Origin of the sequence: Marinobacter sp. F4218 (assembly GCF_019443085.1) — a bacterium.
Classification (GTDB): Bacteria; Pseudomonadota; Gammaproteobacteria; order Pseudomonadales; family Oleiphilaceae; genus Marinobacter; species Marinobacter albus.
On record NZ_JAHZIL010000002.1, the window covers coordinates 112,067 to 137,977 of the forward strand.

The 25,911-nt window shown below is 57.1% G+C and carries 22 protein-coding genes; 11 read left to right on the forward strand and 11 right to left on the reverse strand.

The annotated features are described in order from the left end of the window. Nucleotides 1-135: 135 nt before the first annotated feature. On the reverse strand, nucleotides 136-1,383 hold the full coding sequence (locus tag K0B93_RS00925; protein ID WP_219865928.1) for a M48 family metalloprotease: 1,248 nt from the start codon (nucleotides 1,381-1,383) through the stop codon (nucleotides 136-138). Nucleotides 1,384-1,574: 191 nt separating this feature from the next. On the opposite strand from K0B93_RS00925, the gene K0B93_RS00930 reads away from it, so the two are divergent. From K0B93_RS00930 to K0B93_RS00960, 7 genes are all read left to right on the forward strand, one after another. Continuing rightward, entirely contained in the window at nucleotides 1,575-2,315 is a 741-nt protein-coding gene (locus K0B93_RS00930; RefSeq protein ID WP_219865395.1) for a DUF599 domain-containing protein, read from the forward strand. 18 nt (nucleotides 2,316-2,333) lie between these two features. Then, on the forward strand, nucleotides 2,334-2,804 hold the full coding sequence (locus K0B93_RS00935; RefSeq protein ID WP_219865396.1) for a PaaI family thioesterase: 471 nt from the start codon (nucleotides 2,334-2,336) through the stop codon (nucleotides 2,802-2,804). After that, nucleotides 2,801-3,235: a PaaI family thioesterase gene (locus tag K0B93_RS00940; RefSeq protein WP_219865397.1), complete on the forward strand. Its 435-nt coding sequence runs from the start codon at nucleotides 2,801-2,803 to the stop codon at nucleotides 3,233-3,235. The genes K0B93_RS00935 and K0B93_RS00940 overlap by 4 nt, the downstream gene beginning before the upstream one ends. Nucleotides 3,236-3,454: 219 nt before the next feature. Beyond that, nucleotides 3,455-5,347: a molecular chaperone HtpG gene (gene htpG / locus K0B93_RS00945; RefSeq protein ID WP_219865398.1), complete on the forward strand. Its 1,893-nt coding sequence runs from the start codon at nucleotides 3,455-3,457 to the stop codon at nucleotides 5,345-5,347. 5 nt (nucleotides 5,348-5,352) lie between these two features. After that, nucleotides 5,353-5,571 carry a DUF2835 domain-containing protein gene (locus tag K0B93_RS00950; RefSeq protein ID WP_219865399.1) on the forward strand — a complete coding sequence of 73 codons (219 nt, stop codon included), beginning with the start codon at nucleotides 5,353-5,355 and terminating at the stop codon, nucleotides 5,569-5,571. A gap of 285 nt (nucleotides 5,572-5,856) precedes the next feature. Continuing rightward, the gene (locus K0B93_RS00955) at nucleotides 5,857-6,834 is read left to right on the forward strand and encodes a tRNA dihydrouridine synthase (protein WP_219865400.1); all 978 of its coding nucleotides are present in this window, start codon (nucleotides 5,857-5,859) and stop codon (nucleotides 6,832-6,834) included. A 187-nt stretch (nucleotides 6,835-7,021) separates the two neighbouring features. Beyond that, nucleotides 7,022-7,954 carry an MBL fold metallo-hydrolase gene (locus K0B93_RS00960; protein ID WP_228743227.1) on the forward strand — a complete coding sequence of 311 codons (933 nt, stop codon included), beginning with the start codon at nucleotides 7,022-7,024 and terminating at the stop codon, nucleotides 7,952-7,954. Here the strand turns inward: K0B93_RS00960 and K0B93_RS00965 are convergent, their stop codons facing one another. Beyond that, entirely contained in the window at nucleotides 7,955-8,968 is a 1,014-nt protein-coding gene (locus K0B93_RS00965) for a class I fructose-bisphosphate aldolase (protein ID WP_219865402.1), read from the reverse strand. A gap of 164 nt (nucleotides 8,969-9,132) precedes the next feature. On the opposite strand from K0B93_RS00965, the gene K0B93_RS00970 reads away from it, so the two are divergent. Continuing rightward, nucleotides 9,133-11,199, forward strand: a complete 2,067-nt coding sequence (locus K0B93_RS00970) for a dehydrogenase (protein WP_219865403.1) — start codon at nucleotides 9,133-9,135, stop codon at nucleotides 11,197-11,199. Here K0B93_RS00970 and K0B93_RS00975 read toward each other — a convergent pair. From K0B93_RS00975 to K0B93_RS00995, 5 genes are all read right to left on the reverse strand, one after another. After that, on the reverse strand, nucleotides 11,188-12,798 hold the full coding sequence (locus K0B93_RS00975) for an FAD-binding oxidoreductase (RefSeq protein ID WP_219865404.1): 1,611 nt from the start codon (nucleotides 12,796-12,798) through the stop codon (nucleotides 11,188-11,190). The genes K0B93_RS00970 and K0B93_RS00975 overlap by 12 nt on opposite strands. 87 nt (nucleotides 12,799-12,885) lie before the next feature. Further along, nucleotides 12,886-13,587, reverse strand: coding sequence for an aspartate/glutamate racemase family protein (locus K0B93_RS00980; protein ID WP_219865405.1), 702 nt, complete (start codon nucleotides 13,585-13,587; stop codon nucleotides 12,886-12,888). Between the two features lie 15 nt (nucleotides 13,588-13,602). Further along, nucleotides 13,603-14,334 carry an SDR family oxidoreductase gene (locus K0B93_RS00985; protein ID WP_219865406.1) on the reverse strand — a complete coding sequence of 244 codons (732 nt, stop codon included), beginning with the start codon at nucleotides 14,332-14,334 and terminating at the stop codon, nucleotides 13,603-13,605. 216 nt (nucleotides 14,335-14,550) lie between these two features. After that, nucleotides 14,551-15,249 carry an NrdJb gene (locus K0B93_RS00990; protein WP_219865407.1) on the reverse strand — a complete coding sequence of 233 codons (699 nt, stop codon included), beginning with the start codon at nucleotides 15,247-15,249 and terminating at the stop codon, nucleotides 14,551-14,553. Nucleotides 15,250-15,277: 28 nt separating this feature from the next. Then, nucleotides 15,278-17,416 carry an adenosylcobalamin-dependent ribonucleoside-diphosphate reductase gene (locus tag K0B93_RS00995; protein ID WP_219865408.1) on the reverse strand — a complete coding sequence of 713 codons (2,139 nt, stop codon included), beginning with the start codon at nucleotides 17,414-17,416 and terminating at the stop codon, nucleotides 15,278-15,280. A gap of 586 nt (nucleotides 17,417-18,002) precedes the next feature. Here K0B93_RS00995 and K0B93_RS01000 point away from each other — a divergent pair. After that, nucleotides 18,003-18,815: a DUF6160 family protein gene (locus K0B93_RS01000; protein ID WP_219865409.1), complete on the forward strand. Its 813-nt coding sequence runs from the start codon at nucleotides 18,003-18,005 to the stop codon at nucleotides 18,813-18,815. 65 nt (nucleotides 18,816-18,880) lie between these two features. Here the strand turns inward: K0B93_RS01000 and K0B93_RS01005 are convergent, their stop codons facing one another. The 3 genes from K0B93_RS01005 to K0B93_RS01015 all read right to left on the reverse strand — a co-directional run bounded on the left by K0B93_RS01005 (nucleotide 18,881) and on the right by K0B93_RS01015 (nucleotide 21,627). Continuing rightward, on the reverse strand, nucleotides 18,881-19,675 hold the full coding sequence (locus tag K0B93_RS01005) for an ABC transporter ATP-binding protein (RefSeq protein ID WP_219865410.1): 795 nt from the start codon (nucleotides 19,673-19,675) through the stop codon (nucleotides 18,881-18,883). Nucleotides 19,676-19,684: 9 nt separating this feature from the next. Continuing rightward, complete coding sequence (locus K0B93_RS01010; protein WP_219865411.1) at nucleotides 19,685-20,587, reverse strand: ABC transporter permease; 903 nt, start codon at nucleotides 20,585-20,587, stop codon at nucleotides 19,685-19,687. A gap of 65 nt (nucleotides 20,588-20,652) precedes the next feature. Continuing rightward, a complete protein-coding gene (locus K0B93_RS01015) occupies nucleotides 20,653-21,627 on the reverse strand; it encodes an ABC transporter substrate-binding protein (RefSeq protein ID WP_219865412.1) in 975 nt (324 codons plus the stop codon). A 254-nt stretch (nucleotides 21,628-21,881) separates the two neighbouring features. Between K0B93_RS01015 and K0B93_RS01020 the strand changes: the two genes are divergently transcribed. Both K0B93_RS01020 and K0B93_RS01025 read left to right on the forward strand, forming a co-directional pair. Further along, nucleotides 21,882-23,549 carry an AMP-binding protein gene (locus K0B93_RS01020; protein ID WP_219865413.1) on the forward strand — a complete coding sequence of 556 codons (1,668 nt, stop codon included), beginning with the start codon at nucleotides 21,882-21,884 and terminating at the stop codon, nucleotides 23,547-23,549. Between the two features lie 130 nt (nucleotides 23,550-23,679). Continuing rightward, nucleotides 23,680-24,165 carry a thioesterase domain-containing protein gene (locus tag K0B93_RS01025; protein WP_219865414.1) on the forward strand — a complete coding sequence of 162 codons (486 nt, stop codon included), beginning with the start codon at nucleotides 23,680-23,682 and terminating at the stop codon, nucleotides 24,163-24,165. 19 nt (nucleotides 24,166-24,184) lie between these two features. Here the strand turns inward: K0B93_RS01025 and K0B93_RS01030 are convergent, their stop codons facing one another. Beyond that, a complete protein-coding gene (locus K0B93_RS01030) occupies nucleotides 24,185-25,873 on the reverse strand; it encodes an ABC transporter permease (protein ID WP_219865415.1) in 1,689 nt (562 codons plus the stop codon). Nucleotides 25,874-25,911: the final 38 nt, after the last annotated feature.

Consider the following 25,911-nt stretch of genomic DNA (forward strand, 5'->3'; position numbering starts at 1 on the left):
TAGAGTTAATGCTCTAAAAGTCAATGTGGCAATGACGTTTAATCTGCGTCAGCAGGGCAAACCCGGGCGTCAGGCATAAAAAAAGCCGGCGGATGGGGCTGTCCGCCGGCTTGCTTCCGAGCAGCATGGGGCTGATCAGCCGGTGAGCGCTTCCAGTTTCTGACGTGCCTCCTTGGCAACGTCGCCTCCGGCTTCGGCCGCTTTGCTGTAATAGGCTATGGCTTCATCGCGGCGATTCTCTTTGGCAGCAATGTCGCCCAGGCGCAGGAAGGCTATGGATGTGGGGACCACCTGATTGGCGCGTTCCAGGTTGGTCCGGGCTTTATCGAGATTATTGAGTGCCAGCGCGTTCAGGCCGTTGTACAGCCGGTAAACGAACATTTCAGGGTAAAGGGAAACGGCTTTCTCAAAATCCGCCGAGGCTTGCTCAAGTTTCTTCTGTTCCTGGTAAATGCGGCCTCGCAGGCTGTAGAACAGGGCCTCATCCGGAGCCAGGCGAATGGCCTCGGTGATGTTCTCAAGCGCCGCTTTCATGTCCCCGTCAGAGGCCAGTTTCATTGCCTTCTCATGGGCATCATAGGCTGGCTGGAGCTTGCGGAGGGTTGCCAGTTTGCGTTCAAAAACGTCTTCCCCACGGTAGCCTCCGGCACCGACTTTATTGACGAGTTCCCGATTCTTCTGGACCCGCTTCGCCGAGGGCGGGTGAGTGGCAAACATGCCCTGGATAAAGTCGCTCTCCTTGCCCTCGGACAGTTCCAGGAACAACTGCTGAAGCTCAACGGCCGCGGTCGGGTCGTAGCCAGCTTTTTTCATGTACAGAATGCCGTAGTAATCCGATTCCAGTTCATCGGACTGGCTGTATTGCGCAAGCGCCAGCTGGGCGCCCACGGCGGCGCCACCCATGAGCAGGCCCGCCCACTCATTGTCGGAGAGAGCAAATCCCAGTCCGGCAACTCCGGCGCTGATCAGCATCCCCTGCTGCATGCGCTGGACACTGTGTCGCGCTGCTGCGTGTACAATCTCATGGCCGATCACCGAGGCCAGTTGGGCTTCGTCGTCCAGTTCGGTCAACAGGCCGCGGTTGATGGCGATTTTGCCGCCGGGGAGCGCCCAGGCATTGGGCACGCTGCTGTTCAGGATCGCAAATTCATAGGGAAGGTCCGGTCGGTCACTGACCTGAGCCAGTTTCTGCCCCACCTCACGGACGTAGAGGGTGAGCTCCGGATCCAGGTAGAACTGACCTCCCTGGGTTTGCTGGGTAGGTGTATACTGCTCTGCACCCATGGCCAGCTCCTGATTTTCATCAATCAGGGACAACTGGCTCTCGCCGGTCACCGGATTGACGGAGCAGCCAGTCACGGCCAGAGCCAGCACCAGCAGCATTACGCAACGTTTCAATACGAACTGATTCACACGGAACTCCCTTCACGGCATTTCGCAACGTTATAGCACATCATTGCACGGCTTTGGTTGGCTGGAAATCCCCCTGGTTGTGGTGACGCCACCGACCTTAGCGTATTATAAGTATCTGTTCCCTCGACGTTTCACTCCGAATTCTGGCTCTAAGGCGTTACATGAGTAATTTCCTCGAACTGATCGCATTACTCTGGTTTCTGCTCTGTTGGCTGGGCTACAGCCATTACTCCAAGCGCCGGGCCGGAGATCGGCCGTGTCTTTCCAATACCCTCGATCTGTATCGGGAGGACTGGATGCGCGTGATGCTTCGGCGCGAAAACCGCATTGCCGACGCCTCGGTGGTCGGTAACCTGGAGCGCAACGGGGCGTTTTTTGCCTCCAGCTGTTTGCTGATCCTGGCCGGTATCATCACCGCCCTCGGTTATACCCAGGAAGTTATGGAGGTGTTCAGCACCATGCCGTTCGGTACCCTACCGAGCCGCGAAGTCTGGGAACTGAGGATGGTGGTCTTGCTGGTGGTCTTCATTTACGCCTTCTTCAAGTTCACCTGGTCCATGCGGATGTACAATTTCGTGTCGGTGATGGTCGGCAGCGCTCCACCACCGGATGACACCAAAACCAGCCCGGCTGGTCGCGAGGCGTTTGCCCGCAGCGCCGGGAATGTCTGTAATCTTGCAGGCGATGCCTTCAACCTCGGATTGCGGTCATACTACTACGCCCTTGCCGTGGTCGGCTGGTTCATCCATCCGGTTGTCTTTATGGCCGCCTCTACACTGGTCGTGGTTGTTCTTTATCGGCGGGAATTCTGCTCCGACGCGCTCTTTGCGTTGCGCTCGGGCAAAGTGTTCGAGGAACCGGTGCCGGGTAAGTCCGAGAAAAATGAAAAGTCCAATTCTTGACTCACAGGTTTGTCCTGAATGAACGATGCTATCCGCCTAAACCGGGTTACCCGGTTCATTGATACCCTCAAGCAGGCCCAGGAGTTGGGCCTGTCGGTAATCGAGGCCAGGGAAGGGAGCCTCACCCTGTGCCTGCCCTATAGCGACCGGATCATCGGGAACCCCGATACCGGCGTCATCCACGGTGGCGCGATCACCACGCTCATGGACACGGCGTCAGGGTCGGTCATTCTCTGCGCGCTGGATGACTTCGAGCTATGCCCGACACTGGACCTTCGGGTGGATTACATGCGACCGGCAGAGCCCCACAAGCCGGTCTATGCCCGAGCGGAAACCTACAAGGTCACCCGCAATATCATCTTCACCCGCTGCGAGGCCTACCAGAAAGGTGGGGAGACCATCGCCAACTGCGTCGGCACCTTCATGCGTATCGGAAAGGAGGCCTCGCCCAAGCACTACCGTGATCTGATCACCGGAGGTGGCGAATGACCGATCCCGAAATCTACCGCTACACGCGGGAATCCGGCGATTTTTCCCGCCTGCTGCAAAGCATTCCGTACGCCACCTTCATCGGGCTGGAGTGTGACCAGTTTGGCGATGACCTGATCTTCCGCCTGCCGAAAAAGGAGGAAAACCTGGGTAACCCGATTCTGCCGGCGATACATGGTGGTGTGATCGGTGGATTTATGGAACTGTCGGCTGCGATCTACCTGATGATGTCACAGGACAGCATGCGTATGCCCCGCATCGTGGATTTTTCGCTGGATTACCTGCGGGCCGGCCTGAACCGCGAAACCTACGCAGAATGCCGTCTCACCCGCCAGGGCAATCGTGTTGCCAATGTCATGGTCACCGCGTGGCAGAAATCCCGTTCCCAGCCTATTGCCACGGCGCGCGCCCACTTTCTCATGGAAGACTGATTTCCCCACGCGGCCGGGGCTTGAAAAGCTCTGGCACGCCCCCACTTTTGCAGCAAGACAAAAAATCCGTGCTGAAGCAAGCACAGAGGTTTTGCTGAAACTCGCTGCGAATACGCCCTTGTGCGCTCGGCTCTGCCAGACACGGCTCCGCTCGGTTTTGGAAAAACCTCTGCACTTCCTTCTCTGAACTGTGAGTTAAAATCAGGAGATTTAGACGCCATGACGGTTGAGTCGCAAAAAGAGACCCTGGGTTTTCAGACCGAAGTGAAGCAGCTGCTTCACCTGATGATCCACTCCCTCTATTCCAACAAGGAAATCTTCCTTCGTGAGCTGATTTCGAACGCCTCGGACGCCGAGGACAAACTGCGCTTTGCCGCCTTGAAGGACGACAGTCTGTACGAGGGCGATCCGGAGCTGAAAATCCGGTTGGACTACGACAAAGAGGCGAACACCATCACGCTGACGGACAACGGCATCGGCATGACCCGCGACGACGTCGTCCAGAATCTCGGCACCATTGCTCGTTCAGGTACCGCGGAATTCCTCAAGCAGCTCTCCGGGGACGAGAAGAAGGACAGCAAACTGATTGGTCAGTTCGGTGTTGGTTTCTACTCTTCCTTTATTGTGGCCGACAAGGTTGATGTCTTCACTCGCCGTGCAGGCGCTCCGGCGGAAGAGGGCGTGCATTGGGAGTCCAAAGGCGACGGCGAATTTTCCATCGAGCAGGTTAATCGGGAAAATCGCGGCACCGAGATTGTGATCCACCTGAAAAAGGATGCCACCGAATTTGCCGACGGCTTCCGGTTGCGCAATCTTGTGAAGAAATACTCGGATCACATTTCCTTCCCGGTGGTCATGAAATCCGAATCCGAGGACGAGGAAGAGAAGGGCAAAGACGAAACCGTCAACGACGCTACCGCTCTCTGGACCCTGCCGCGTACCGAGATCAAGGACGAAGAGTACAAGGAGTTCTACAAGCATATTGCCCACGACTTTGAGGATCCGCTGACCTGGTCCCACAACAAGGTGGAAGGCAAGCTTGATTACACCAGTCTCCTGTACATTCCGGCCCGTGCTCCGTTCGATCTTTACAACCGGGAAGCACCGCGTGGTCTGAAGCTCTATGTGCAGCGGGTTTTCATTATGGACGATGCCGAGCAGTTCCTGCCGCTGTACCTGCGGTTTGCCAAGGGTGTGATCGATTCAAACGATCTGTCCCTGAACGTCTCCCGTGAAATTCTCCAGAATGACAGCACGGTGGAAAGTATTCGCTCCGCGCTGACCAAGCGGGTGCTGGACATGCTGTCCAAACTGGCCAAGAAAGACCCGGACCAGTACCAGAAGTTCTGGGGCGAGTTCGGAACCGTGCTGAAAGAAGGTCCGGCTGAAGACTTCAGCAATCGCGAAAAGATTGCCGGCTTGCTGCGGTTTGCGTCCACCCACACTGGGGAAAGCACCCAGAACGTATCGCTGGACCAGTACATCGAGCGGATGAAAGACGGTCAGAAGAAGATCTACTACATTACGGCCGATAACTTCATGGCGGCCAAGAGCAGCCCGCACCTGGAAGTTTTCCGCAAGAAGGGTATTGAGGTCCTGATTCTCTCGGATCGTATCGACGAGTGGATGATGGGGTACCTGAACGAGTACGACGGCAAGCAGTTCCAGGACGTCGCGCGCGGTGACCTGGATCTCGGCGAAGTGGAAACTGAAGAGGACAAGAAGCACAAGGAAGAGGCGGCCGAGGAGCACAAGGAACTGCTGGAGCGTATCAAGACCGCCCTGGATGATCGCGTTCAGGAGGTTCGGGTTACCAACCGTCTGACCGATTCGCCAGCCTGTCTGGTTGTCGGGGACTTTGACATGGGTGCCCAGATGAAGAAGATCATGGAAGCGGCTGGCCAGAAGGTTCCCGACAGCAAGCCGATCTTTGAAATCAACGTGGACCACCCGTTGGTCCAGCGCCTGGAAAACGAAAAGGGCGAAGAGCGCTTCGGCGAGCTCTCTGCAGTACTGCTTGATCAGGCCACCCTGGCCAGTGGCGAGCAACTGCAGGATCCGGGTGCCTATGTGACCCGTCTGAACCGTCTGTTGCTGGAACTGGCCAACTAAGCTCTATGCAGCAGATCATCGTGGATCTGAGCATCAGCCCTGATGAGTGGCTCAAACTCTATCAGGGCGTTGCCAGAGATGTTCACACCACGGCCCGGGACGGACGCTCAGTCCGTTTCCCGGCCCGTATTCTGTCCCGCTTCTATCTCCGCGACGGTGTGCGCGGCTCCTTCCGCATTGTTTTCGACAATCAGGGCAAGTTCGCCTCCATTGAACGGTTGTGATAGCCAATAGCTTAAAACGTATTTTCTTTCTTTGATTTATCATCAACCCGTTTTCTCAACTATCTTAGGGATATGCACTTCAGCGAAGGAGTTGTGTGATGTCCCCGTGGATGAGATCCTGGTCTGAGCAGTGGAAAAAACAGAGCAAGGTGCTGGCGGATTATTGTGTGAACTACGCCATCTCTCAGTAACTTCGCCGCAAGGCCGAAACCTTGCGCTTCAATCTGCCTCAGAAACTGACTACAATGCCGGCCCGCTTAATCTTTAACCACTCCCGGAGCCGACATGCGAATAATCCTTGCCCCGATGGAAGGGCTGGTTGACGCACCCATACGCGAAACCCTGACGAAAGTCGGCGGCATCGACCGGTGTGTCACTGAGTTTGTTCGCGTGACTCATGGCATGTTGCCCCCCCGTGTTTTCTACAAGTACGCACCAGAGCTACACAACCGGTCACTGACCGAAGTGGGCACGCCTGTGGCCGTTCAGCTTCTGGGGTCTGACCCGGAGCAGATGGGGCGGCATGGGGCCCGGGCAGTGGAATTGGGTGCGACCCAGGTGGATATCAACTTTGGCTGTCCGGCCAAGACGGTCAATCGGCACAAGGGTGGCTGCGTGCTGATGCGTGAGCCGGAACTGATGCACGGCATCACTGCTGCAGTGCGCAAGGCTGTGCCGGACCATATTCCGGTGACAGCCAAGATGCGCCTGGGCTACGACGATCGGTCCATGGGGGTTGCCTGTGGCCAGGCTCTTGAGGCGGCCGGAGCGTCGGAGATTGTGATACATGCCCGTAGCAAGGTAGACGGATACAAGCCGCCGGCATACTGGGAGGAAATTGCCAAGGTGCGCGAGGCGGTCTCCGCCCATGTTATTGCCAATGGCGAGATATGGACGGTGGCCGATTACTGGCGCTGCCGCGAGGTCTCCGGCTGCGCCGATGTGATGATCGGGCGTGGCCTGATCGCGCGCCCGGACCTGGCCCGCAAGATCAAAGCCAGTCAGCGGGGTGAGGAGATTGCCGATATGACCTGGCCGGAAGCGGTAGCTCTGGTCCGGGAATACGCCGAAGTGCTGCAGGGCTGGCTCGAGGACCGTTATGTGACCGGCCGCATCAAGCAGTGGATGAATTTCCTTCGTCAGGGTTTTCCGGAAGCGGAAGGGGTCTGGCCGAAGGCCCGCAAGATCCGCGAAGTGGCCCCCATGCTGGCCAGTCTCGAGGAAGTGCCACCCGTCGAAAACGGTCAGGAGCGGGCGGCCTGACGCATCCATTTTCGCCCGCAATCCCTTCCGCTGGTGCTCCCTGATTACCAACTACACTGGTACAGAATGCCGATGTATTCGTAACGAAGTACGTTATGAAGGCGAAATCATCCGGGAGGAACGAGCGATGTTCGAACGAACGAAACAATGGGCACCTGCATGGGTCGCCGGTGGGTGTTTGCTGGCGATGGGACTGGTCTCAAGTGCCGGTGCCGCAGAGGGTAACGTCAAGGTAACGCCGCTCGGTAGTCACGATGGCGAATTCTGCAGCCGCGACCGGGCACTGGTCTTTGAAGATCCCAACGGCACCCGGATTTTGTACGATGCCGGGCGCACCGTAGCCGGACCGGACGATCCGCGGCTCGGTAATATCAACGTGATCCTGGTCTCGCACATGCACGGGGATCATGTCGGTGATCAGCGCATCGCCAAGACCAACGCGGGAACCTGCGCCTCACCGGATACCTCGGTGTCGACTCTGCCACAATCCAACAGCGTTGATATTGCGGTGAAGAAGCAGGCCAAGATTGTCACCGGGAGTGAAATGCCCGCGTTCTTCGCGGCCAAATTGAAGGCGGCTGGCGGTGACGCTGCCAATTCCATGCTGGTGCGTTTTGGTGCCGAACGTGAACTGGGCGGCGTGGCGATTACCACGGTGCCTGCGGTGCATAGCAATGGCGTATCCCCCGGTTTCCTTACCGGGCCGCTGGCAGAGCATTTGAAGCAGGCGGGTGTGGGCGCCAGCGTTGGACCGCCCACCGGTTATGTCCTGACCTTTTCCAATGGCCTGGTGGTTTACCTGTCTGGGGACACCGGCATCACCGCCGAGCAGGAACTGGTGGTTAAAGACCACTACGGTGCCCAACTGGTGGTCATGAATATCGGCGACACCTACACCACCGGTCCCAAAGAGGCCGCCTATGTCATTAACGATCTGATCGAACCAAAGGCGGTCATTGCCTCTCACGCCAACGAGCCAGCGACGGCGGGGGGAGAGCTGAAACAGGGTACGCGCACCTCACTGTTCCGGGATTTGGTCAAAGTACCTGTGTACGTGCCACTGAGCGGCCAAACCATGTCGTTTGACAGTGATGCAAACTGCACAGAGGGCTGTGACTAGTCACGCTTCCATCTCGGGACTGTAGGTGCCAGCGCGGGCGGCGCCGTTGAGTCGCGCCCGTTTCAGGATTGCCTCCTGGGCCGCAGGACCGTTCTCCAGTCTACCTGCCCAGGCTTTCTGGGCCGGTTCCTGTAGCGCCCGACCGTAGGAAAAGCTCAGCGCCCAGGGTTGGTTACCAAGGCAGTTCATTGCATTCAGATTCAGCGTTGCCTCCTCCGGAGTCTGGCCACCAGACAGGAAATTGATTCCTGGCACCGCCGCCGGGACCACCTGTCTGAACACCGAAATTGTCGCTTCAGCAACCTCTTCGGGCGTTGCCTTGGCGGACTCTTTCCCGGGTGTCACCATGCTGGGTTTCAGGATCATGTGCTCCAACTGGACTCTGTGCCGGGCGAGTGCAATAAAGACCTCCCTCAGTACCGTTTTGCTGACTTCTGCGCACCGGTCGATGCTGTGGCCGCCGTCGATCAGCACTTCCGGCTCGACAATCGGAACAATTCCCATGGACTGGCAGAGCGCGGCATAGCGTGCCAGCACCTCAGCGTTGGCTTCCATAGCCTGCCGGGAAGGTAGCGTGTCCGAGATATGGAAAACATCCCGCCACTTGGCGAACCGCGCACCCCGGTTCTTGAAGATTTCCAGCCGATCATCCAGACCATCCAGTCCGAAGGTGATTTCATCACCCGGTGCATTGATCAACGGTTTCTTGCCCTTATCCACTTTGATACCCGGGACAATACGCTGGTTCTCCAGTAATTGCGGGATCGGGATGTCGTCCAGGCTGTTCTGGCCCAGAGTTTCTTCGAACAGTATGACGCCGCTGATGAATTCCCCGAGCCCGGGCGCGGACAGGATCAGGCTTCGATATTCCCGGCGTTTTTCTTCGCTGGATTCAACGCCCACTGCGGTAAACCGTTTGGCAATGGTGGGGTGGCTCTCATCGGCGGCAAGAATTCCCTGACCCGGCTGGATAAGATCCTCAATGGTTGCAGCGAGTTCACCCTGAATGCTCATGTTGGCTCCTCCATATCGGGTTTCGGTTTGACGGCTTGTGGAAGATGGCTCTGTACAGTGTAGACCCTGAATGAATGGCTGAACTTTGACCTGTGCTAAGGCGGAAAAGGTTTGTGTGATTTACGCTGAAAAGGATAACAACACTCACCGAACAGGGATGAGCCATGAAGACGGTTGTGAGCGTCAGCCAGGGATCCTCCGAATACGATTACGATCTGGAAACGGAGTTTCTCGGACAGTCTTTCCGTATTATCCGGCTGGGGGCCGACGGTAATCTCTCCCGGGCGGAATCGATACTTGAATCGGTTCGTGAACAAGCCGATGCGATCGGTTTGAGCATGGTTCATGATCACTATGAGGTTGGGCGGGAAAAACTTCAGCACCCGGACACAGCGAGACTTGAAGCTTGGGTACCGGATCGGCCGGTAACGACCGGTGCAGGGCTCAGGGGCATCCTGCAGGAATGGGCTGTTCGCCACACGCAGTCTGAGCTAGGGCATTTCTTCGACAATGCCCGGGTGCTATTCATGAACGGCCAGGCCAGTTATCGAATAGCCAAATCATTGTCAGAACATACGGACAATCTATTTTTTGCCGATCCGTATAACGATTTTGGCGTGCCCCGCATGCTCACGTCCCTGAAGCAGCTCGAGACCTATACCTCGATTACCGCGCCGTTGATGTTTCGGCCCACGGCGGTCAAGGCCGTGGAGACAATAATGCGTAATCCACTTTACCGTCTGGGAGAAGGCCTGGTTAAGGGCTCTCTCCATCAGGCGATTGAAAGTGCGCACGTCATCGTAGCCGCCATCGGCGATCTTGAACATTTCAGTCAGAAGCAGCTGGATGGCAAAACCGTTATCACCTCCCGGGTGACGGAGACTGCCCTGGACTGGCTGCGCTCCCGCCGGGTGGCGATGGTGGTGGATTACAGCCCCTGGCTGGAGGGCCGGCCCGTGGGGATGAACGTCATGGAAGCAATGATCAGTGCGGCGCTGGCGCGAACACCTGAGCAGTTGGGGCCCGACGACTACCTCGATGTCATCCAGAACCTGGGAATCGAACCCAGGATTCTTTACCCGAACGGTTATCGCCGGGTAAACCGGTTTGCCTTTGTTATTCACCCGTTGTCGCAGCAGTATCTGACGAAAACTCCGCCGCTGGACTGGATTGCAAACATTTCGCCACCCCTGGTGATGAATCTGGTTGAAAAAGCCGTGGCCTATGCGCCGCCGTTCCTTTACTCCAAGGTCTCCGGGATCCACTCGCCAACCGGTGACGAAGTTGAGGGCTGGCTGATCACGGTTGGCGGGACGCCCCGGGAAATCATGGCTCATGGTCCAGAGTTTACCTACAGTCGACTGCTCGCAGCCGCCCGGCTCGCGAAAAAACTCGGTGCTCAGGTGATGGGGCTGGGGGCCTTCACCAAGGTCGTGGGTGATGCCGGAATTACCGTGGCCAAGCGCGCGCCGTTACCGATAACCACGGGTAACAGCTACAGCGCCTCGGGGGCTCTCTGGGCCGCCCATGACGCCGTTAAACGGATTGGCCGGGTGCACATTGGCCCGAGTGGGAAAATGGCGGGTAAAGCGATGGTGGTAGGAGCAACGGGGGCCATTGGCTCTGTTTGCGCCCGGCTGTTGGCCAAGGCCGTGGATGAAATCTATCTGGCTGCGCCTGAGCCAGCCAAGTTGCTGGCATTGAAGGAGAGCATTGAGCAGGAGACGCCGGGAGCCGTGGTACACGTAGCGGGCTCTGCGGATCGGGATGTGGCGGATATGGACATGATTGTTACCGCCACCTCCGGGGCCGGAAAACGGATTCTGGATATCATGAAAGTAAAACCCGGATGCGTAATTACGGATGTGGCGCGCCCGCTGGACATCCCGGCTGAAGATGTGGCGAAGCGTCCGGATGTCCTGGTGATTGAATCCGGCGAGATCCAGCTTCCCGGCGATGTTCATATGAAAGATATTGGCTTACCACGAGGCATTGCGTACGCGTGCCTTGCGGAGACGATCGTACTGGCCCTCGAAGGTCGGTTCGAGAATTTTACCCTGGGCCGGGACATCGAATGGGAAAAAGTCCGTGAAATCTACAAGCTGGGTCTTCGGCACGGTATGAAACTCGCGGCCATCTCGGGCGTGAACGGCGTGTTCAGTGAGGAGGACTTTGAGCGGGTCAGGGCACTTGCGGCAGAACCTGAACTGCCCGCCCGATCAGTCAAATAAAATGCCCGGGTTGAGGAGATGGTCGGGATCCACGGAGCCTTTTGCGCTACGTAGCATCGAAACAAACAGAGGCGATGCCTGCCTGAGATAATGCATTTTGTGGTCCCGTCCGACGGCGTGATGGTGGGTGATGGTCCCGCCTTCCTCGATCAAAGCGTCGGATACCGCGCGCTTGATGGCATCCCAGCGTTTCAGGTCGTCCTTGCCGTTCCCCTGGGCCATGATGGTGTAGTAGGGCGCGGGTCCGTCGGGATAAAGGTGCGTGAAGCGGCAGGTAATAAACCCTTTACCGCACTGGTCCCGGATGGCCGCATTGGCAGTGGTAAGGAGTCGCTGGTGGAACCGGTCAAACCTATCCCAGGTGATTGCCGTTTCCAACGTCTCGACGATCAGGCCCCGGCGAACCAGTTCGTCACGCAGGTAAGGCACGGTGATGAACGCCTGTTTCCAGTTATCGGCGCCCGTGTCACGTTGCTTCGCATCGGGGTTCCCGGTCTGTGGTGACAGGTCTGTACCGCCACACTCAAGAGCCAGTGATATTGCCTGTTTCAGCCTGTCTGTCACCGGAAATGCATTGGATTCAAATCCGAGGATCAGGATGTCCTTGCTGCCATCACCCAGTCCCATGAACATGGCTTCCTGCCTGCCGATGTAGCGCGCATTGCTGGGCTGCAGGCCTGACTGACTTATCTGTCGACAGGCTTCCACGCCCTGGGAGTAGTCGGTGAATCCGATGGTGGTCGCGGCCTTGTACTGTGGAATGGCCTGCAAGCGCACCCAGGCTTCCGTAATGATTCCCAGGGTTCCCTCGGAGCCGAGGATTAGTCGTTCCTCGCTGGGGCCGGCACCACTGCCGGGTAGGCGGCGGGTTTGCATGGTACCTTCGGGAGTGACCAGGCGGATCGATTCAACAAACTCGTCGATGTGAGTGTATTGCGTCGCGTAGTGCCCGCCCGCGCGGGTGGCGATCCATCCCCCGAGTGTCGAGAATTCAAAGCTTTGGGGAAAATGCCTCAGGGTCAGGCCAAAAGGCTTCAGCTGCCGTTCGAGGTCGGGGCCATAGGTGCCGGCCTGGATGCGGGCACATCGAGAAACCTCGTCTACCTCCAGTACCTGGTTGAAGTTCAGCATGTTTACGGAGATCACGCCGTTGCTCTGATCCCTCGGTGGAGGCTCAATTCCACCTACCACACTTGATCCGCCCCCATAGGGAATTACATGAATCCCTTCCTGTTTGGCGAACCGGAACAGCTCGGCCAGTTGCCCGTCGGTGCCAGGAAAGGCAACGTAATCCGGAGGGTTGTCAAACTGCAGGTGTGTCGCTCGCCAGGAATCCCGGAAAGATTTGCCAAAGCAATGGTGAAGACGAATTTCCTTGTCGCTGGTCAGCCATTCGGCGAATGCCGCTGGAAGCACAAATCTTGGCTCAGGAAGCTCAATGGCTTGAGTGTCTGGCAATTCCAGAGGAGGGCTGGCACAGATTCCACTATATTGCTCCAGGAACGTGGTGAAAGCATCGACCATTGGGGTGGGAACCGGGCTGGCCTGGTTTCCCCAACCCCAGTACCTGCGCTTCAGAAAGTCCTCGATTGTTCTCATTGGCGGCGCTGCCCCTCGGCAAAGAATCGGTTGCAGGGCAGTATGGAACAGAACCTCTGAGCGTGCATTCAATGGCGTCCGGCTGGCCTAATTTGGTGACGCCCGAAGGGCCTCCTCCACCGCCTGTTCGGCGTGGATGACCGTGGTGTCGTAAAGCGGAACGGGCGTATCCGATTGCTGAATCAGCAGGCCGATCTCGGTACATCCAAGAATGACGGCTTGGGCGCCCCGTGCGGACAGGGATTCCACGATTTCCAGGTAACTTGTCCTGGAGGAGGAACGGATCGTGCCCTGGCATAATTCCTGGTAAATGACCTGGTGAACCCTTTCGCGCTGGACCTCATCCGGTATCAGAACCTCAATGTCCGCCTTTTCCAGGCGTTCCTGGTAAAATTCCTGCTCCATCGTAAACCGGGTGCCGAGGAGGCCGACCCGGGTAACTCCGTCCCGCTGTAAAACCCTGGCTGTTGCATCCGCGATATGGAGAAGCGGCATGTGTATCGACCCTTCGATCTGCGGAGCCACCTTGTGCATGGTGTTCGTGCCAATGACCAGAAAATCCGCGCCTGCGCATTCAAGTGAACGGGCGGCCGCGGAGAGGATCTCTGCCATCCTATCCCAGTTTCCCTGGTGCTGAAGTGCCTCGATCTCTGCGAAATCGACGCTGTATAAAATGACTTTTGCGGAGTGCAGGCCGCCAAGTCGCGCTCTTACTTGTTGATTGATACTTCGGTAATAGCTCTGGGAAGATTCCCAGCTCATACCGCCCAGCAGGCCAATGGTTTTCATCCGATTCGGTTCCCTTTATCGTCCCCCGGCTACATCGATAAATGATCCGGTCACATAGGATGCTTCATCCGATAAAAGCCAGCAAATTGCGTTGGCGACCTCTTCCGAAGTGCCTCCACGTTTCAGGGGAATGCCCGGTGCCAGTCGTTCCACGCGACCAGGTTCGCCGCCCGTGGCGTGAATATCGGTGTGAATGAACCCCGGCCGCACGGCATTCACCCGAATGCCACGGGTGGCCGCTTCCACGGACAACCCCTTGGTCAGGGTATCCACGGCGCCTTTCGAAGCTGCGTAATCAATATATTCAAAAGGCGAGCCGGTTTTCGAGGCCAGGGAGGAGACGTTCACAATGGAGCCACCGTCGGTCATCCGTCGCATGGCCTCCCTGGAACACAGAAAGCAGCCGGTTACATTCGTCGCCATCACTTTGCTGAATCGTTCTACCTCCATATCGGCCAGCGTGGACTGGGTAAACAGGATGCCAACGTTGTTCACCAGCGCGGTTACCGGCCCGTAGGCCTGTTCAGTGGCATCAAAGAGGGCGATCACATCCTGCTCGTTGCTGACATCGCCCCGGCAGGCGAAGGCCTGACCGCCAGCGCCAATGATCTCGGACACCAGAGCCTCGGCCAGTGTCTGGCTGGAAAGGTAGTTGATACAAAGCGCGTAGCCCCGGGCCGACAACTGCCTTGCGGTGGCAGCACCGATGCCGCGGCTGGCACCTGTGACAATCGCGACTTTGACCATGCAGTCCTTTTCCTTCACGGGATAACCCATTGCAATCATTGTAGACGTTTGGTCGCGCACCTGAGCGGCGAAGAAGGTCAGCCGACAAACTGGTCCTTCAGAGCGGGACTAATTGATTAACCGGACACCAATGAAACTGCGGAATCCGAGTTATCGCCACAAACAAAAAAGCCCGGAGTTCTCACTCCGGGCTCTTGATTCAGTCGTCGATCAGGTTCAGCCGCACTTACTGTCGCCGCAGGAGAGACAGGTTGCGCAGCCGTCCATCACGATCACCGCCTTGGTGCTGCACTTGCCGCACATGGTGGCATTGGCCGGGTAATCGCTGGCCTTGTCGTCATTCGTCGCCGTGGTGTGGCTGGCTTCGAACTCGGCACGCTTTTCGGCGAGGATGCGCTTGGTGGTTTCGCTCATTTCCTCACTTTCCAACAGACCGATGGCCTTCAGGTGCTTCTCAATCACCGCGCCAATTTCGGCAACCAGCGAGGGCATGAACACGCCACCTTTCTTGAAGTAGCCGCCATTCGGGTCATAGACCGAGCGAAGCTCTTCCACCAGAAAAGTAACGTCGCCACCCTTGCGGAAAACGGCGGAGATGACGCGGGTGAGGGCGATCACCCACTGGAAGTGTTCCATCGATTTGGAATTGATGAACACTTCATACGGTTGCCGACTTTCGTGGTCGGTACCTTCATTGAGCAGGATGTCGTTGATGGTGATGTACATCGCGTGCTCGGCCACCGGTGGCTTGATTTTGTAGGTGGTGCCCAGCAGGAAATCGGGCCGTTCGATGTATTCGTTCATCTGAACGGGTGTGTTTTCCGGCTTCGGTGCCACTGCTGCTTCCGAGGTGGCTTCCGGGTCGGCTTTCTTTACGCGGTAGCCGACGATTTTGTTGCTGATCTTGACTGTCATGTTCGTTGTCCTGTGTCGGGTTCCCGGATCAATACTTGCCGTAAGTGCCTTCTTTGAGCGCGTCAAACAGGTTGGCAGCGTTGTGGATTTCGCCATCGTACTCGACCTGTTCGTTACCCTTCAGCGTCACCTTGCTGCCGTCGTCCAGAGTGAACTCGTACAACGTGTTCTCCAGATCTTTCTCCTTCACCAGTACACCCTGGAACGCCTCCGGGTTGAAGCGGAACGTGGTGCACCCCTTCAGCCCCTTGTCGTAGGCGTACAGGTAAATACCCTTGAAATCGCGGTAATCAAAGTCTGTAGGAACATTGGCCGTTTTGGAAATCGAGGAATCTACCCATTTCTGGGCGGCTGCCTGGATGTCTACATGCTGTGCCGGTGTCACATCGTCCGATGTGGTGAAGTAGGACGGCAGTTTCTTGTCTTCATCATCGGAGAACGGCATGGCGCCCGGATTGACCAGATGGCGGTAGGCCAGCAGCTCGAATGAGAAGACGTCAACTTTTTCCTTGGTCTTCCGGCCTTCCCGGATAATGTTGCGGGCGTAGTGGTGCGAGAAACTCGGCTCGATGCCGTTGCTGGCGTTATTGGCCAGTGACAGGCTGATGGTGCCGGTTGGCGCAATGGAAGTATGGTGGGTGAAGCGTCCACCTTTCTCCGCCAGCTCTTCTACCAGTTTCGGATCCACGGCGGCAATCTGCTGCATGTACTTGCTGTACTTGGCGTGCAGTACGCGGCCCTTGAGCTTGTCGCCGAGTTTGTAGCCATCTTTGGACAGCTGCGGGCATTTGCCCAGCATCTTCGGGGTGACCTCGAACTCGTCGTCCATGATCGGTGCTACGCCTTTTTCTTCGGCGAGAGCCAGGGACTGACGCCAGCCTTCAACCGCCATTTCGCGAACGACATCCTCGGTAAACTGAACGGATTGTTCAGAACCATAAGGCATGCGCAGCATCGCGAGGGTAGATCCCAGGCCCAGGATACCCATGCCGTGTCGGCGCTTGTAGGTGATTTCATGGCGCTGTTCTTCGAGGGGCAGGCCATTAATCTCCACTACGTTATCGAGCATGCGGGTGAAGATGGCCACGACTTTGCGGTACTTCTCGTAGTTGAAGCTGGCCTTGTCGGTGAACGGGTAATCCACGAACATGGTCAGGTTCACGGAACCCAGCAGACAGCTGCCGTAAGGGGGCAGGGGTTGCTCGCCGCAGGGGTTGGTGGCGCGGATGTCCTCACAGAACCAGTTATTGTTCATCTGGTTGACCTTGTCGATCAGGATGAAGCCCGGCTCTGCGTAGTCATAGGTGCTGGTCATGATGGTGTCCCAGATGAACTGGGCTTTCAGGGTACGGTAGATGCGGCAGGCCACTTTGCCCTCATCGTTAATTACGTAGCCCTTCTGCACCGGGAAGTCACGGTAGACGAACTGGCTTTCATCGCTCAGGTCAAGCTCTTCGTCTTCAACTTCCTTCTGGGTAACAGGGAAAGACAGGTGCCAGTCGTCCCCGTTGCGTACGGCTTCGATGAAGTCTTCGGTGATCAGCAGCGACAGGTTGAACTGGCGCAGGCGACCGTCTTCACGCTTGGCCTGGATGAAGTCAATTACGTCGGGATGGTGCACGTCGAAGGTGGCCATCTGGGCACCGCGGCGACCACCGGCAGAGGACACGGTGAAGCACATGCGGTCGAAGATATCCATGAACGACAGCGGGCCCGAGGTGGTGGCACCGGCGCCGGCGACGTAGGCTCCCTTCGGGCGCAGGGTAGAGAATTCATAACCAATGCCGCAACCGGCTTTGAGGGTCAGGCCGGCTTCGTGGTTCTTTTCCAGGATGTCGTTCATGGAGTCTTGAACGGTGCCGGAAACGGTGCAGTTAATGGTGGAGGTTGCCGGCTTGTGCGCTTCGGCTCCAGCATTCGAGGTAATGCGGCCGGCGGGGATTGCGCCGTGCTGCAAAGCCCAGATAAAGTCCTTCATGTGCTTGTTGCGCACGGACTTGTTTTCGACTTCAGACAGGGCCTTGGCTACGCGTTCGTACGTAGCGTTGATGTCCTTGTCGACGGGCTCGCCAGTCTTGGTTTTCAGCTGATATTTGCTGTTCCAGATGTCGAGCGAAGCTTCCTGCATCGGAATTGTAGTAACCACTGCCTGTGCCTTCGCGTTCATTGCCACCCTCGGTATTCCCAGTATGTCTTCTTTTGACAGCGCCATCCCTAATGACAGCGCTGCACCCCTTGAATTTCCTAATGCCCGGTCTTGACTCCCGGCGCGTTGATGACCACTACATGTGGTGGCAGCTTGGGAAGCTTTAACGCACCCGGATATTCCGGTTCTTTCTTTGGATCGTTGTTGTCGGCCTGGCTTGAAGCCGTTTTGGGCTTCGCCTGGCGGCGAGTGACCTTGGAAGTCTTTGACCCTATATATAGGCTTATTTTTCGAAAAGTATAACAGGATATAGTGGTATGTGAACAAGAACGCAACTATTGATTGAAGGGATGGCGCAAAGAAAATCAATCGACTGCTGGTTGCAAGTCTGAAAATCTCTGTAAATCGAGAGCTTGCCCGTGACTATTCATGAACACTACATGTTGTGTTCAAAAAATATCCGGATTAGCCCTCATATGGTTGTAAACAGCAACCAATTTGTGACACCTGCACGTACCCCGAGACAACGTGTCGCTAGAGTATGGGGGTGGTGTCGAACAATGCAGTGGCCCACAGGAAGTGATAACTAATATAAAAGGAACGAACGATGAAAGGCCTGAAACCTACCTTGCTAGCGCTGTGCGTTGCAGGTGTCCAACCTGCAGCCATGGCGGAGATCCAGATGCTGGATGATTCCGTGATGGGAAATATCACCGGTCAGGCCGGTGTCACCATCGAACTTGAAACCAAACTGAATATCGATCGCTTCATCTATACTGATGAAGGCTCGTTGGAGATCAATGACATTTTCGTCGGCGGCACCAACCGAACCGATCTGTTCTCCGAAATGCGTTTGAATCTGACAGGTCGAGCAGCGAACACCTTGCTGGATAATATACGCATTGATATTGATGTCATGTCTGATGGGGACGCCATTATCAATTTCCAGCCACAGGATCTTGCTTTCATCGATCTGGGCGTGAGAACTGGAGCCTGGAATCTGGTCAGTCAGACGGACAGCACCACAATCATGGATAACTTCAGGATGGATGCGCTGATCGGTTCGGGGACGATTTCAGTCGATACAGCAACCGACGAACTCAATTTCATCACCGACATTGCTATCGATGATATGGATTTCGACGTACCATTTCTGGCCCTTGGAATTCGGGATTTTGAGCTGACCGGTTCCGGGTATGACCTGAGGGCGCCCCGGGCGCTGGATCTTTTTGCCAGAGTGGATATGGATATCTATAAGGCGCCTAACAGCGCTGGTGTGGATAGTCTTGCGGTGGATCTGAACACCTTCGAGGCGGATATTCGCATTGGTGGTGTGATTGTGGGCGGCACATCGATTGGCTCCCTTGCACTGGATAACCTGGCGATAAGCAACACTGCGATGCGAATCTACGGTCACTGATCGAGCTTCAATCAAGTGCAATAAAAAGCGGGGCTTCGCCCCGCTTTTTATTGGGTATTGCTGGCTTAGCCCAACAGTAGACTGTCGTCGTCCACTTCCAAGCCACGCTGTTTCTCGAACAACCCGAGCAGATCCTTTACCTCGAGACCTTCCCGTTCCTTGCCAGCAATATCGAACACCACCTGACCCTGGTGGAGCATGACGGTGCGGCTACCGACTTCCAGAGCCTGTTTCATGCTGTGGGTAACCATCAGCGCCGTCAGTTTCTGTTCTTCGATGATCTGGGTAGTCAATTCCAGTACAAATGCCGCAGTTTTCGGGTCGAGAGCGGCAGTATGTTCATCCAGGAGCAGGATGCTCGATGGCGTCAGGCTCGCCATCAGTAGGCTGACGGCCTGGCGTTGGCCGCCGGAGAGTAGCCCCATCTTGTCACCCAAACGGCTTTCCAGACCCAGCTTCAGTGAGGCCAGGCTCTCGCGAAACTGGTCCAGGTACTGCCGCTTGACCGCCGCACTCAGGCCGCGGCGCTGGCCTCGTTTGATGGCCAGTGCCAGGTTTTCCTCAATGGACAGGGCCTCGCAGGTTCCGGCCAGAGGGTCCTGGAATACCCTGGCGACACGGCCCGCGCGTTTGTGGGTCGGTAGTTTGGTGACATCGACGTTGTCGACGATGATCTCACCACTGTCCACCAGAACCTCACCCGAGAGGGCGTTCAGGAAGGTAGACTTGCCGGCACCATTACTGCCAATGACGGTAACGAATTCACCCTGGTTAACCGTCAGGCTCATGCCCCGGAGTGCGGGGTTCTCCAGAGGCGTTCCCTTGCCAAAGGTCAGTCGAAGATCGCTTGCACTGATCATGTCGCCTCCTCAGGCCTTGCTGCGGGTGAACTTGCCGATCACGGAACTGCGAACGCCGGGAAGGACAATTGCCAGGGTCACCAATACCGCGGTGATCAGGTTCAGGTCCTGTGCCTGGAGCCCCAGAACATCGGCGTTCAGGGCGAATGCAATGGCAAGCCGATAAATGATGGCGCCAAATACGCAGGCGAGCAGGGCGCGCACCACGGTCGACGGCGTGATCACGGCCTCGCCCCCGATCAGGGAGGCGAGGCCAATCACGATGACGCCAACACCCATGGTCACGTCGGCTGCACCCTGGCTCTGGGCAAACAGCGCGCCGGCCAGGCCAACAAGGCCGTTGGACAGGGCGACGCCGAGCACGATCATGGCTCCCGTCGCAATGCCCTGGGCTCTTGCCATTCGGGGGTTGGCGCCGGTGGCCCGCATGGCTAGACCGGTTTCAGATTTCATGAAGCGCCACAGCAGGATCAGGGCCACGACGGCGACAACAATGAACAGCAGGACCGGTACCTGATGGTACGCCAGATCCAGATTGTACCAGGGAGTGAGCACCGTCTCTTCGGTGAGCAGCGCGACATTTGGCCGGCCCATGATGCGCAGGTTCACGGAGTAGAGCGCGATCATGGTGAGAATTGAGGCCAGCAGATTGAGAATCTTCAGCTTCACGTTGAGCAGCGCAGTGACCGCGCCTGCGGCCATGCCGGCAAGAACGGCAGCACCGGTCGCAATCCAGGGGTTCCAGCCGCCAATGATCAGCACGGCAGCGACGGCCGCACCCAGCGGGAAGCTGCCGTCAACGGTCAGATCCGGGAAGTCCAGCACCCTGAAAGAGATGTAAATGCCAAAGGCAACCAGGCCGTAGATCAGGCCAGTTTCAATGGCGCCATAAAATGCGATTTCACTGAGCATGGGTAATATTCACTGTGAAAGAAAACGGGCGGGCCCTTGTGGGGTCCGCCCGTCTTGGTCAGGCGTTACTTGTCGCTTTTGACGACTTCTTTGGCGTCTTCGATCAGGTCCTCAGAGAGGGTGATGCCCATGCGCTTGGCTGCGGCCGGGTTCACAAACAGATCCAGAGTGTCCATGGTTTCCACGGGCATGTCGCCGGGATTGGTTCCGCTCAATACCCTGGCAACCATCGCGCCGGTCTGGCGGCCGTGATTGTAGTAGTCGAAACCGAGCGCTGCGACGGCCCCGCGCCCAACGGTGGCGGTGTCCGCTGCAAAAACAGGTATACCGGCGCGCTCACCCACTGAAATAACAGCCTCTGCGGCACTGATTACGGTGTTGTCCGTGGTCAGGTAGATCGCGTCTACTTCCCCCACCAGTGAGCGGGAGGCGCCCAGCACTTCGGAAGTCTTGGTGGCCGCGGCCTTGACCAGCTTCATATCGCGGGCTGCCAGTTGCTCCTCAAGCAGATTGACGAGGGATACGGCATTGGCTTCGCCGGGGTTGTACACCGTGCCGATGCGTTTGGCATCGGGCATGACCCGCTGAAGCATGTCGAGGTGTTTCTTGATGGGCAGCATGTCGCTGACGCCGGAAATGTTCGCACCCGGCGCCTCGAGACTGGATACCAGCTTTGCGCCAACCGGGTCAGTCACGGCTGAGAAAATGACCGGGATGTTTCGGGCAGCGGCCGCAACGGTCTGGGCAGACGGCGTTGCAATGGCTACGATCACGTCGGGGCTTTCGCCGACAAATTTCCGGGCGATCTGAGAGGCAATGGCGGAATTTCCCTGAGCGCTTTCGTGCATGACGGTCAGGTTCTCACCTTCCGTATAGCCCTGCTCGGCAAGTTCGTCTTTCACGCCCTGGTAAACCGCATCCAGTGCCGGATGTTCGACGATCTGCGTGATAGCAACCGTGCGTACTTCCTGAGCCTGTCCCAGGCCCGCCGCTGCCAGCAGTGTTGCACCAATCAGGGTGCGCAGAGTTCTCTTGGCCATGTGCCTGTCTCCGAGTCAGTGTCTGGTTTTGATGAGTATTCGACGTTCAGAAATACGAAGGGGCGCAAGTTTACCACAGGCCCGGGGGATTCGGGGTAGGATTGTTGGCTGAGACGCGTTCGTCGCCCGGGAAAGTTGAGAAGTGGAATAGTTTTGCTTGTGTCACATTTTGACTGCCGATAGTGTGTTGAAATACCCTACGAAAGTCTAATAATAAGACCGAATAATTCGAATAACGAATGCAAGGAAGATTCATGGACACAACTAACAAGCTTCCGCTGGACATGGTTTACCATTGGGAAACCACCAAGGCGAACTCCCTTTACATGACCCAGCCCATCGGCGATGGCAAGGTCGTGGAATACACGTGGGGCAGGGCGGTTGACGAGGCACGGCGCGTGGCTGCCTATCTCAAATCGCTTAACCTGCCGGAAAAAAGCCGGATTGGCCTGATTTCCAAAAACTGTGCGCAATGGATCATGACCGACTGGGCCATCTGGATGGCCGGTCACATTTCCGTCCCGCTCTATCCAACCCTGAATTCAGATACCGTTAATTACATCCTCAATCATGCCGAATGCGATGTCCTGTTCGTGGGTAAACTCGACGACTGGGACATGATGAAAGGCGGTGTGCCGGAGTCTGTCCGATGCATATCCTATCCCCTCAGTCCGCCCAACGATTTCGAAACCTGGGATGACATCGTGGCCAAGTACCCGCCGCTGGAAGGGCAGGTGCAGCGGGATCCTGACGAACTGGCGACCATTGTGTATACCTCCGGGAGTACCGGTCGGCCGAAAGGCGTGATGCTGAGCTTCCGTAACATGGCCTTCGCCGCCGCTGGCGGAACCCAGGTGCTGGGCGTCGGTTCGGAAGAGCGTATGCTGTCGTACCTGCCGCTGGCCCATGTATTCGAGCGTACGTTTGTCGAGCTGGGCTCGCTTTATACCGGCTTCGAGCTGTATTTTGCCGAGTCTCTGGACACCTTTGTCCAGGACCTGCAGCGGGCGCAGCCGACCCTGTTCCTTTCTGTTCCGCGCCTGTGGGTGAAATTCCAGCATGGTGTGCTTCAGAAACTGCCGAAGCAGAAGCTGGAACGGTTGATGAAGATTCCGGTGGTCAACAAGCTGATCAAGAAGAAGATTCTGAAGGGCCTGGGTCTGAGCAAGGTCAAGCTCGCAGGCAGTGGCTCTGCGCCGCTATCGAGCGATGTTCTGGACTGGTATCGCAACCTCGGGCTGGAACTGCTGGAGGGGTACGGCATGTCCGAGAACTTTGCATACTCCCACATGAACAAGCCGGGTCGTTCACGGACCGGTTATGTTGGTGAAGCGCTCCCGGGCGTGGAGGTGAGGATCAGCGAGCAGGGCGAGGTCCTGGTCAAGAGTCCGGCGACCATGATGGGGTATTACAAGGACGAGGAGAAAACCCGCGAGGCCTTTACCGAAGACGGTTTCCTGAAAACTGGCGATAAGGGTGAGATTGACGAGATGGGTCGCCTCAAGCTGACAGGCCGAATCAAGGAGATCTTCAAGACCAGCAAGGGCAAGTACATTGCGCCGGCGCCGATTGAGAATCGCCTCATGTCCCACGACGCCATTGAGATGGTTTGCGTGTCGGGTGCCAACCAGACCCAGCCTCACGCGCTGGTCATGCTCGGCGAGGAAATTCGTCCGAAGACGGCCGATGAAACCTTCCGCAAGGAGCTTGAAGCCAGCTTCAAGAACCTGATCCAGGAGGTAAACAAGACAGTCGATCCTCACGAGCAGCTTGCCTTTATCACGGTAGTGAGCGATGAGTGGTCCATCGAGAACAGCTTCCTGACGCCGACCCTCAAGCTCAAGCGCAATGTGGTGGAAGACGCCTATCAGGAGAAGGTGGATAACTGGTACGCGCAGCGTCAGGCGGTTATCTGGCAGTAAAACTGGCCGTCGATTCGCAGATGATAAACAGGCCCGGCACCGCCGGGCCTGTTGCTGTCTGAAGCCGACATAAGTCGCATAGGGAAACACAAGGGAGAGGCCTAAACTGGAGGGTAATCAGGAGGATGATATGACCCAGTTGGCGCTTTTCCAGAAACGCATCAATGAAGAAATTCCGCTGTCCAAAGCGTTGGGAATCCAGTTGATATCCTGGGACGGTCACGCGCTGCTTCTTAGCGCGCCCCTGGAACAGAATCGCAATCACCAGGGAACCGGCTTCGGGGGCAGTGTCTACTCTGCGGCGGTTACCGCAGCCTGGGGGCTCACAGAGCTGGCGCTGGCGGACCTTGGGCTCAGGGGTGCCGTGGTCGTGCAGAGCGGCACGATTGATTATCTGGAGCCGGTTGAGCAGGACTTCTATGTGATTTGCCGGTTACCCGGGGGCGAGATTCCGGCCAAATTCCGGAAGAGTCTGGCGCGACATGGCAAAGGGCGTCTGGACCTCACCGCCGAGGTGTTTTGCGGCGTTCCCACCACGGAGCCAAACAATCAACCCGTGGCCGTGTTCCAGGGGCGGTTTGTCGTCAAGGACGCCCACTCTCGGGTGAGCCTGTAATCTGGAAGACGGAGTCTGTTCAACCTATCGTCCGGGTGTTGGAGATTGAGCGGCTCATCAGAATAATCGGAACGATCCCCGCCAGAACAATGATCAGTGCCGGTAGGGCGCTGTGATAGAGACGTTCGTCTGAAGCAAACTGGTAGACGTAGGTCGCCAGGGTTTCAAAATTGAACGGCCTCAGAATGAGTGTTGCCGGCAGCTCCTTCATGCAGTCGACGAACACCACCAGCGCGGCGGTCAGCAGGGTTCCGCGCAGCATCGGCAGGTGCACGCGGACCAGGGTTCCACCCGGCGTATGCCCAAGAGAGCGCGATGCCATATCCATGCTCGGCGTGATCTTCTGAAGCGCACTCTCCACGCTGCCTGCGGAAACCGCAAGGAACCGCACCGTATAGGCAAACACCAGGGCAAAGGCGGAGCCGCTGAGAAGCAGACCCGTGCTGAGACCGAAAACCTCCCGCATCAGGCTATCGAACCAGTTGTCGAAGCCGGCGAGTGGAACGATAACACCCACGGCCAGGACTGCCCCGGGCATGGCATAGCCAAGGCTTGATAGCCTCATGAGGATCTGCATTCCGCGGGTGTTGTGGAGTCTGCGGCTGTAGGCCAGGGTGATACCGATCAGCAAAGTAGTCAGTGCTGCGGTGCTGGATAGAAAAAGGCTGTTAAAGGTGTTCTGTATAAAATCCGGATTCCAGCTTTCGCCGAAGTACTCCCATGCGTAGAGACCCAGTGTGAATCCGGGGATGAGGAAGCCGAAGGTCACTGGAACGGCACACACCGCCACGCACACCAACTGTCTGGGGAATGACATGCTGAATCTGCGGATCGGGTCCCGGTTGTCCCGGGCTGCAAACTGTTGTTGCCGACGCCGTGAATAGCGTTCGAGGGTAACGAGGATAACGACGAATATGAGCATCGTGGTCGCAATCTGGGCAGCCCCGCCCAGATTCCCCAGGTTCATCCAGGTGTCAAACAGACCTGCTGTGAGTGTCTGTACGGCAAAAAAGTCGACGGTCCCGAAGTCGTTGAGGGTTTCCATCAGCACCAGCGAGAGGCCAACTGCAACCGCAGGCCGGGCGATGGGCAAAACCACGCGAAAAAAAGTGCTCAGAGCCGAATGGCCGAGGCTGCGGCTGACTGCAAACAGCGAGGGCGACTGCTCCAGAAAAGCGGCTCGGGCAAGCAAATAAACGTAGGGGTAGAGCACCAGCCCGATCATCAGCGTGGCACCTTCCAGGCTGCGGATTTCGGGGAACCAGTAATCGCTGGCATTTTCCCAGCCAAACCATCCCCTCAGAGCTCTTTGCACCGGCCCGGCATAATCAAGAAGGCTGGTGTAGACATAGGCGATCACGTAAGCAGGGACGGCGAACGGGAGCAGCATTGCCCACTCGAAAAAACGCCTGCCCGGAAATTCGCACATGGTGACAGCCCAGGCGGTCGAAAGTCCGATGACCAGTGTCAGCGCGCCTACTCCAAGCATCAGTTGGAGTGTGGTGGTCAGGTACCGGGGAAGTGTCGTCTCGAGCAGGTGAGGCCAGATGTTCTCTTCTGGGAAAAAAGCGAGAAAGACAACGGAGAGTACCGGAAGCACCACTATGGCTGTGGTGAGGGCAGCGGTTACCAGCCACCGCCTTGAGGTTCGTTTCGCCAGCAAGGGCTCGGCAAGCCCTGGGGCAACGCTGGTAACGGCCTCGGTCATAGCGTTCCTGTCGTTGAATCGAAATGAGAAAGGATGCC

What these genes read in the sequence shown, in the direction of transcription:
- K0B93_RS01030 (WP_219865415.1), bottom strand. Translation starts at nt 25,873, where the DNA reads ATGACCGAGGCCGTTACCAGCGTTGCCCCAGGGCTTGCCGAGCCCTTG.
- K0B93_RS00960 (WP_228743227.1), top strand. Translation starts at nt 7,022, where the DNA reads ATGGGACTGGTCTCAAGTGCCGGTGCCGCAGAGGGTAACGTCAAGGTA.
- K0B93_RS00965 (WP_219865402.1), bottom strand. Translation starts at nt 8,968, where the DNA reads ATGAGCATTCAGGGTGAACTCGCTGCAACCATTGAGGATCTTATCCAG.
- K0B93_RS01000 (WP_219865409.1), top strand. Translation starts at nt 18,003, where the DNA reads ATGAAAGGCCTGAAACCTACCTTGCTAGCGCTGTGCGTTGCAGGTGTC.
- K0B93_RS00975 (WP_219865404.1), bottom strand. Translation starts at nt 12,798, where the DNA reads ATGAGAACAATCGAGGACTTTCTGAAGCGCAGGTACTGGGGTTGGGGA.
- K0B93_RS01020 (WP_219865413.1), top strand. Translation starts at nt 21,882, where the DNA reads ATGGACACAACTAACAAGCTTCCGCTGGACATGGTTTACCATTGGGAA.
- K0B93_RS01005 (WP_219865410.1), bottom strand. Translation starts at nt 19,675, where the DNA reads ATGATCAGTGCAAGCGATCTTCGACTGACCTTTGGCAAGGGAACGCCT.
- K0B93_RS00955 (WP_219865400.1), top strand. Translation starts at nt 5,857, where the DNA reads ATGCGAATAATCCTTGCCCCGATGGAAGGGCTGGTTGACGCACCCATA.
- K0B93_RS00925 (WP_219865928.1), bottom strand. Translation starts at nt 1,383, where the DNA reads ATGCTGCTGGTGCTGGCTCTGGCCGTGACTGGCTGCTCCGTCAATCCG.
- K0B93_RS01010 (WP_219865411.1), bottom strand. Translation starts at nt 20,587, where the DNA reads ATGCTCAGTGAAATCGCATTTTATGGCGCCATTGAAACTGGCCTGATC.
- K0B93_RS00995 (WP_219865408.1), bottom strand. Translation starts at nt 17,416, where the DNA reads ATGAACGCGAAGGCACAGGCAGTGGTTACTACAATTCCGATGCAGGAA.
- K0B93_RS00935 (WP_219865396.1), top strand. Translation starts at nt 2,334, where the DNA reads ATGAACGATGCTATCCGCCTAAACCGGGTTACCCGGTTCATTGATACC.
- K0B93_RS00980 (WP_219865405.1), bottom strand. Translation starts at nt 13,587, where the DNA reads ATGAAAACCATTGGCCTGCTGGGCGGTATGAGCTGGGAATCTTCCCAG.
- K0B93_RS01015 (WP_219865412.1), bottom strand. Translation starts at nt 21,627, where the DNA reads ATGGCCAAGAGAACTCTGCGCACCCTGATTGGTGCAACACTGCTGGCA.
- K0B93_RS00940 (WP_219865397.1), top strand. Translation starts at nt 2,801, where the DNA reads ATGACCGATCCCGAAATCTACCGCTACACGCGGGAATCCGGCGATTTT.
- K0B93_RS01025 (WP_219865414.1), top strand. Translation starts at nt 23,680, where the DNA reads ATGACCCAGTTGGCGCTTTTCCAGAAACGCATCAATGAAGAAATTCCG.
- K0B93_RS00970 (WP_219865403.1), top strand. Translation starts at nt 9,133, where the DNA reads ATGAAGACGGTTGTGAGCGTCAGCCAGGGATCCTCCGAATACGATTAC.
- htpG (WP_219865398.1), top strand. Translation starts at nt 3,455, where the DNA reads ATGACGGTTGAGTCGCAAAAAGAGACCCTGGGTTTTCAGACCGAAGTG.
- K0B93_RS00990 (WP_219865407.1), bottom strand. Translation starts at nt 15,249, where the DNA reads ATGACAGTCAAGATCAGCAACAAAATCGTCGGCTACCGCGTAAAGAAA.
- K0B93_RS00930 (WP_219865395.1), top strand. Translation starts at nt 1,575, where the DNA reads ATGAGTAATTTCCTCGAACTGATCGCATTACTCTGGTTTCTGCTCTGT.
- K0B93_RS00950 (WP_219865399.1), top strand. Translation starts at nt 5,353, where the DNA reads ATGCAGCAGATCATCGTGGATCTGAGCATCAGCCCTGATGAGTGGCTC.
- K0B93_RS00985 (WP_219865406.1), bottom strand. Translation starts at nt 14,334, where the DNA reads ATGGTCAAAGTCGCGATTGTCACAGGTGCCAGCCGCGGCATCGGTGCT.